Below are 6,827 nucleotides of genomic sequence, written 5' to 3'. Positions count from 1 at the left end.
CTACTATATAAGTAAAACTAACAATATATTACAAATCGTATAGTATTGCCGGAAAAAATTCTCTCAATATCGAATAATACTGTGGGACATCACACAATCGTCGCTATTCGTGCGAGAAGCGTGCAGAAACCCGAACCGCCGGAGAAGTAACGGCATAGGGGAGCATCGACCGGTGTTTCGAACAGACGCCGGTCACCGTTTCACGCGTGTTCCCGATGGCCGACATCGAGCGAACGTCCGACGGGGAAACGGTCACGAGTCCGTCCGTGATTCCTCTCGTACGTTCCCCATCGTCGATCGTGTAGCCGAACCGAACCGGAAACGACAGGGTCTGGCTCGTCGCCTCGTCGGCGAACTCGGACGGCGTCGTCGCCGCGATATCCTTGGCGTAGGGGACGCTCGGCGGCATGGAACTCGCCCGCTTCGTCCGCGTTGCCTCGTTGTCGATTCTCGGCGACTCGACCGCTTCGATGTACAGGTCCGCGCCATCGAGCAACGAGGCATCGGAATCGTTCCCCCGAGCGACGTCCACATGGCGAGCGTGGATTCGTGGCGGTCGCTCGTACCCGACGCTCGGGACGACCGACCCCATCGGGACGGTCCCTTCCTCAAGCGCGGACACCGTATCGTGGAGGTAGTTACGGACGATACCGTCGGACACCAGCGATACCGGCATCGCCGGTCTCCCCTCGATATCGTACGCCAGTGTCCCCCACGACCCGGCGTGGACACAGTCCTCGATGTCGAGCATCGACGGTCCGAATCGGTCGCCGATGGCGTACGGACTCGACCCGAAGTACACCGAATCCGCCTCCAAATAGTGGGTGAACCCGTGGAACAACTCCGCGGCCGCTCGCGGGGAGAACACCAGTTCGACGCGGTCTCCGATGGCCAAATCCCTGTCGAGCATCGGCCACTCGGACTGTCGTCGGGCCGCCGTCACCATCTCGTCGAATCGCTCGGGAAGCGAATCAAGGAACGTAGCTCCGGTGGTCGCGCCGAAATGGCGCTGTACCGGTGCCGCCTCGGTCGGAGTGACGACCGCTTCGACTGACGCTCGCTCGATGGACGTTCGAATCGTCGTCCCGGTCGTCGTCAGTAACGTCGTCCGAAGCCGTTCGTCGCGGTACGAAGTCACCGCCCGGTCGAACATCAAGCCGTCCAGTGACCCCGCAAAGGCGGACTGGACAGTAGCGAGTTTTTCATCGGCCGTTCGGTCGGAGAGCGACTCGCCGGTCGTCCATCCCGGATGGATCGCCCGATGCACCGTCCCGACGTCGTACTGTGCCGGATCGTTCTGGTCCAACACCCGTGCCGAGCGAATCGACCGTTCCACGAGGTCTTCGAGATGGGATTCGGAAAACGAGGTAGTAAATCGGTAGTCGGCGCTCCCTTCCGCGAACACGCGCCACCAGACGCCCACGTGCGAGAGATCGTCCGCGAACCGAACCTCGGACGGGGTCGTCGATCCGGTCGTGTGGTCCCTGTCGAGGCACCCGACTTCCGCGAAGGCGACTTCGTCGTCGGATTCGAACCGAGAGAGCACCCACTCGGCGGCATCGAGTCCATCCGCCGGGGTGTTCGTCCCGTCCGTCGTCTCGTCCATGACGGTCCACTTGGTCGGAATCACCTAAAATATGTTCTACATCTGCGCGGATTTCTTCGAACCAAACGTACATCGTCCGGCCCGCCAATCGTAAATCCTACCACGAACTATGACAACACTACACACGAACCTCGTCGGTGATGCGTACACGAGCACGCACCACTGGGACCTGCTCTGTGATCTCGTCGATCTCGACAACCGAATGGCCGGACAGGAGGGTGAGGTCGAAGGAGCGGAGTTGGTAAAGGATGCGTTCGAAACGCACGGTCTCCGCGAAGTCGCCATCAACGAGTTCGGAATTCCCGGTTGGTGGCGCGAGTCGAGTTCGCTGACCGTCGAACACGACCGGACCCACGAGTTCGACGCACAGCACGAGACCGTCGCCCTCCCCGGGACGCCGAGCGGCGATGTGGACGCCGAACTGGTCGACGTCGGCTACGGCCTGCCCAAGGATTTCGAGGAGGTGGACGTGGCGGGCAAACTCGTCATGGCTTCCAGCATGACGCCGGACGATTACGGGCGCTGGATCCACCGTGCCGAAAAATACGGGGCGGCGGCACGCGGCGGTGCGGTCGGATTCCTCTTCCGAAACCATCTGGACGGCAACCTTCCCCCCACCGGAAGCATCGGCAAGGAGGACGGCCCCGGCGACATTCCCGCCGTCGGCGTCTCGAAAGAGGTCGGCGACCGACTCGTTCGATACTGCGGGAGCGGCGAGACGACCGCCAGACTGACCGTGAACTGCCGAAACGAACCGGCGACCTCCCGCAACATCGAGGCCGTCGTCGGACCGGACACCGACGAGGAAGTGCTCGTCACCGCGCACGTCGATGCCCACGACGTGGGCGAAGGTGCGAACGACAACGGTGTCGGAACGGTGCTCGTCGCCGAAATCGGTCGTCTACTGGTCGAGATGGAGGACGACCCGGAAACACGCGTTCGCTGTCTCGTCTTCGGGTCCGAGGAGGTCGGCCTCTTCGGTGCGTACCACTGGGCGGAAACGCACGATATGGACGCCGTGAAATGTATCTTCAACATGGACGGCGCGGGCTACTCCCGTACCGCCGACGTGTACACCCACGGCTTCGACCCGATGGGCGAAGCGTTCGCGGAAGTGAGCGAGGAGTTCGACGTTCCGGTCGAGATTCACGATGGAATCCGGCCACACAGCGACCACTGGCCGTTCGTCCAGAAGGGCGTCGCTGGTATGCAAGGTCGGTCCATCGCGGGCGAAAGCGGCCGCGGGTGGGGTCACACGCACGGGGATACGCTGGACAAACTCGACGTGCGCGACCTCCGTGACCTCGCCGTCGTCTTCACCGCGGGGGTGTACAAACTCGCGGAAGCGGACCGGGAGTTACCACACAAGTCCGTCGCGGAAATCCGTGAGGCGACGGTCGAACAGGGGTTCGAACCCGGAATGCGAAACTCCGGCACGTGGCCGTTCGACGGCGAGGGGCAGACGACGGCGGCGGAGGCCGACCGATGACGGTCCGACTCGATTACGAACCGTACGACCTCGGCGGGATGACGTGGGAGGACGCGGAAACGGCGATTCCCGACGCGGATTTCGTCGTCCTCCCGACCGGGAGCGTCGAACAGCATTCCCTCCATCTTCCCGTCACCGTCGATACGCTCCGAGCGGAGTCGCTCTCGCGGGAAATCGTCGAGGCGGCACCCGACCACGACCTCTCGATGGTTCGGCTGCCGACGCTTCCATATGGGTACTCCGAACACCACATGAACTACCCCGGGACGGTCACGCTGTCGGGCGACACCTACCAGCGAGTCGTCGTGGAAATCGGCGTGTCGATGGCGAATCACGGTGCCGAGCGCCTCCTCGTGCTCAACTGCCACGGTGGCAACCGCGCGCCACTCACCCTCGCGGCGGACAGGATTCAGCGCGACCACGGGGTGAAAACCTCGTTCATCCACTGGACCGACTTCGCCCGCGACAGGCTGAAAGAGCGCTTTGGCGAGGGGTGGGGACACGCGGGCGACCACGAAACCAGCGCCATCGAGTTGTTCTATCCCGACCTCGTCAGAACGGAGAAGAAGGAACCACAGGTCAGAAAGGCCGACTTCGAGGCCCGTCAGTACACGTACTTCGACGACATCACGGAACAGGGTGGACTCGGTGACCCGACGCAATCCGATCCGGAGTTCCTCGGAGAAGTCGTCGCGGAAACGAACGCGGACATCCTCGCCGCGCTGAAATCGGACATCGACCAGGAGTAACGGTCGTTCGCGTTCGGGAACCATCGACGTCGTCCGAACGTCGAAGCGTGCGCCGTCCGTCGCTCGTTCGGTCACAAATCTCGATGTAGTTGTCGCCGATAGTGTCGGCGGGAGGTCGGATGTCGTTCTCCTCACCGAACTTCTTCCACGCCCGATTCGAGGCGACGGCGGTACCCCCGTCGTCCGGAATAGCGACGGTGAGCGAGAGGGCGTCAGGTGCGGGACCGACCAACCGACCGGGGGTCTGCATTGATTCCTGTTTCACTCGTGGACGTGACGTATATTTTCCCTTCTGCGGCCCACGAGACGGTCTATCGGCAAGCAGCACCGATCGCTACGAAAGTTGGTCGTCCAACCCCCACTCAGACGCCCGTCGTTCGGCTTCCTGTCGAGCCTGTTCACGGATCGCAGCGATCTTCTCCTCGTCCTCTAGAAACGCCTCCACGGCGCTGGTTGACGTCGTCTCCGACCCCGCAGACGCCCGTTCCGGCGCGCGTTCTCGCGTTTTCTCTGCCAACGGCGGATCGCCAGCCAACCGCTCGGCGGGCATTCCCGGCGGAATGCGTCGGTCGTCCGTGCGGAAGTCCGTGTCACGCTCGTCCGGTGACTGCCGGTAAAGTTCGACGCTGTACGGGCCTGGGACGGCGAGGTCGGCCACCGCCTCGGGACCTCCCCGCCCGGTGCCGGTATGGTGAGCCTGTATCGGAATCCCGTCTTCGAAGGTCAACACCCCGTATCCGTTCGCGTCGAGGAGCAGCGAATCCTGCGGCTCGAAGACGACACAGCCGGTGAGACGCTGTTCGAGCGCAGTGGTGAGCGCTGTTCCGGGGTCGCTGACGACGCGGGAGAGAACGAGTTCGCCACGAGGAGACGTCATGGTGAGTCGGGAATGACCGCGCTCCGGAAGCGTTCCGCGACCCGCTCCGATTCGCCAGCACGAACGTCGAGCGCCCCTGCGGCGTCGTGGTAGGCGCTCGCGGCCGTGCTATCGGGTGCGTGTGCGAGCAGCGGTTTTCCCGCGCGCCGTGCTGCACGCGCAGCCTCGTCGTCTGGAACGGCGGCGAGCGTCGGTCCGTCGAAGTAACGCTCGCTTTTCTCCGAAATCGGGTCCACGGTCTCGTCCTCGTGCACCTTGTTGAACAGCACGCCAGCCGTCCCAGTTCCGTAGGAACGGGCATACTCTTGGACCTTCAGACCGTCGCTGAGGGACGGAATCGTCGGTTGGAGAACGACGACGATCCGATCGGCGAGGACGATCGGAAGGATCGCACTCTTGCTGCCGAGCGTGGCGGGCGAGTCGAGCAGGAGTACGTCCGTTTCGGCCGCCAACTCCGCCACGACCGCTTGTAACCGGTCGGGGTCGGCGCGCTCGAACGCCGAAAGGCTCGTCCCACAGGGTACGACCTTCATTCCGAATCGTTCGTAGACGGCGTCCTCGACGGACGCCTCACGGTCGCCGATGAGCAGATCGTGAAGCGTCGTCTCCGCGTCGGTCAGTCCGGTGTGAAACAGCAAGTTCGCCATTCCGGTGTCGGTATCCACGACCGTTACGTCGTACTCCTCGGCCAGCGCCATCCCGAGCGAGAGCGTACTCGTGGTCTTGCCGGTGCCTTCTTTGCCGCTCGCAACCGCAAACGCCTCGACCATCGTTCTAAACTCCCGTCTCCATCCTTTAAAAATACATTTGATTCGATGGACGAGAAATGGACTCCATATCGTTCGCTACCGGATAATCAGGATCCGGGTCCGGCGGGGAGGAACCGACGTACGAAATCGTCAGCGAGACCGATAAAGTGGAACCGATCAAGGGTGCAGAGGCCTGATCGGTTGGCAGCGACGGGATGCGTGCCGACACGGCGGCCGACGATGTGTCGCAGTTCGCCGAACTCCCGGACGGGTTGAGTGGCGGTGACCGGTCCTGGAAGCCGTACGTTTGCATCGGCGATTCGTGTGAATTTCACGCATCCAATCCGTGATTATTACCGCTGCCGTCTAAAATTTTCCCTTTTGCTGACAGTATGTTCAGTCCGTCCTTCTTCAAACGAACTCCAACACTGTTTTCAAACAAACATGTGATAACATACCATATGTGTCCCCGGAACAACGATCTCACGTCACCACCGCTCGCGCAGGTGTTCGTCTATCCCGCACGGATGAAATTTCTCGCCGTGCTCGCTGACGACCCGGACGGGAGTTTCAGCGCGACGGAGTTGGCGGACCACGCGGGAACCGCACCGAGTACGTGGACGAACCACCGTGACGAACTACTCGACCTCGAACTGGTCGAAACGGTCGATACCGACGGTGTACACCCGGAGTATACGCTCGCCACGACGACACATGCGCGACTGTTACAGCGGTTGTCCGACGAACTCGACGACGTTATTCACGAACTCAAAAATCCGATATCGGACGCTATTGGTGGTTTTACGCAGTGAGAACGCATTTTTAGAAATAATATGATTAATCAAACATAACCTCAAATGATATTTTTCATGAACTATTAAAAAAATTATAATTCATGATAGTGGAATTGTTCGTTCGCGATGTCGAAAAACAATGCACTACGCGGCAAGCTAACGGAGCATCCTCGACTGATCGGAGTACTGTTCGCCCTTACCCTGCTGGTAACACAGTTCGGTGCCGTGCTCGCAGGTGGCGGATCGAACCCCGGACCGTAACTATTCCAAGTCGGATACCTGTATTTCATCGCTCCAGACGAGTTCACCGTTCACCTCGACCGGAACGACTTGTTTCGAAAGTTCGGCTTGGAGCGACTCAGCAGTCAGTGTCAGCGTTGTCACTGGCGCAGACCCCAAAAACCGTTTTTGTGACCAGTCGTGGTGGAAATTGACGTGAGTGCCAAGTCCGAACAGATAGGTCAAACACACGCTTATTTCGACCTCAAACTGGTTTTTGCCGACTCGTTCTAGCTTCAGATACCGTGGGTTCCCCTTCTCGTTCTGGACGAGTGATACACCTC

The 6,827-nt window shown here is 61.0% G+C and carries 8 protein-coding genes; 4 read left to right on the top strand and 4 right to left on the bottom strand.

Going from position 1 to position 6,827, the window contains the following annotated elements:
• Positions 1 to 103: 103 nt before the first annotated feature.
• A complete protein-coding gene (locus WBV42_RS13655) occupies positions 104 to 1,606 on the bottom strand; it encodes a metallopeptidase TldD-related protein (RefSeq protein WP_423986514.1) in 1,503 nt (500 codons plus the stop codon).
• Positions 1,607 to 1,715: 109 nt separating this feature from the next.
• Between WBV42_RS13655 and WBV42_RS13650 the strand changes: the two genes are divergently transcribed.
• On the top strand, positions 1,716 to 3,095 hold the full coding sequence (locus WBV42_RS13650; protein ID WP_423986513.1) for a M28 family peptidase: 1,380 nt from the start codon (positions 1,716 to 1,718) through the stop codon (positions 3,093 to 3,095).
• Entirely contained in the window at positions 3,092 to 3,844 is a 753-nt protein-coding gene (locus tag WBV42_RS13645; protein ID WP_423986512.1) for a creatininase family protein, read from the top strand. The genes WBV42_RS13650 and WBV42_RS13645 overlap by 4 nt, the downstream gene beginning before the upstream one ends.
• A 334-nt stretch (positions 3,845 to 4,178) precedes the next feature.
• Here WBV42_RS13645 and WBV42_RS13640 read toward each other — a convergent pair whose 3' ends face one another.
• Together WBV42_RS13640 and WBV42_RS13635 are read right to left on the bottom strand one after the other, a co-directional pair.
• Positions 4,179 to 4,721: a hypothetical protein gene (locus WBV42_RS13640; protein ID WP_423986511.1), complete on the bottom strand. Its 543-nt coding sequence runs from the start codon at positions 4,719 to 4,721 to the stop codon at positions 4,179 to 4,181.
• Positions 4,718 to 5,491: an AAA family ATPase gene (locus tag WBV42_RS13635; protein ID WP_423986510.1), complete on the bottom strand. Its 774-nt coding sequence runs from the start codon at positions 5,489 to 5,491 to the stop codon at positions 4,718 to 4,720. Before WBV42_RS13635 ends, WBV42_RS13640 begins: the two co-directional genes overlap by 4 nt.
• A gap of 440 nt (positions 5,492 to 5,931) precedes the next feature.
• Between WBV42_RS13635 and WBV42_RS13630 the strand changes: the two genes are divergently transcribed.
• A complete protein-coding gene (locus tag WBV42_RS13630) occupies positions 5,932 to 6,282 on the top strand; it encodes a histidine kinase (protein ID WP_423986509.1) in 351 nt (116 codons plus the stop codon).
• A gap of 108 nt (positions 6,283 to 6,390) precedes the next feature.
• Entirely contained in the window at positions 6,391 to 6,525 is a 135-nt protein-coding gene (locus tag WBV42_RS13625) for a DUF7503 family protein (RefSeq protein WP_423986508.1), read from the top strand.
• On the opposite strand, the gene WBV42_RS13620 is transcribed toward WBV42_RS13625, so the two are convergent.
• Positions 6,526 to 6,648, bottom strand: a complete 123-nt coding sequence (locus tag WBV42_RS13620; RefSeq protein ID WP_423986507.1) for a hypothetical protein — start codon at positions 6,646 to 6,648, stop codon at positions 6,526 to 6,528. It lies immediately after the preceding gene.
• Positions 6,649 to 6,827: the final 179 nt, after the last annotated feature.

It is taken from the genome of Haladaptatus sp. (assembly GCF_049589095.1).
Classification (GTDB): Archaea; Halobacteriota; Halobacteria; order Halobacteriales; family Haladaptataceae; genus Haladaptatus.
The sequence above is the reverse complement of the archived record's forward strand: the minus strand, read 5'-3'. Positions and strand labels throughout refer to the sequence as shown.

Bases quoted from the DNA above. Each gene is read 5' to 3' on its own strand.
- WBV42_RS13655 (WP_423986514.1), bottom strand. From the start codon at position 1,606: ATGGACGAGACGACGGACGGGACGAACACCCCGGCGGATGGACTCGAT.
- WBV42_RS13650 (WP_423986513.1), top strand. From the start codon at position 1,716: ATGACAACACTACACACGAACCTCGTCGGTGATGCGTACACGAGCACG.
- WBV42_RS13645 (WP_423986512.1), top strand. From the start codon at position 3,092: ATGACGGTCCGACTCGATTACGAACCGTACGACCTCGGCGGGATGACG.
- WBV42_RS13640 (WP_423986511.1), bottom strand. From the start codon at position 4,721: ATGACGTCTCCTCGTGGCGAACTCGTTCTCTCCCGCGTCGTCAGCGAC.
- WBV42_RS13635 (WP_423986510.1), bottom strand. From the start codon at position 5,491: ATGGTCGAGGCGTTTGCGGTTGCGAGCGGCAAAGAAGGCACCGGCAAG.
- WBV42_RS13630 (WP_423986509.1), top strand. From the start codon at position 5,932: ATGTGTCCCCGGAACAACGATCTCACGTCACCACCGCTCGCGCAGGTG.
- WBV42_RS13625 (WP_423986508.1), top strand. From the start codon at position 6,391: ATGTCGAAAAACAATGCACTACGCGGCAAGCTAACGGAGCATCCTCGA.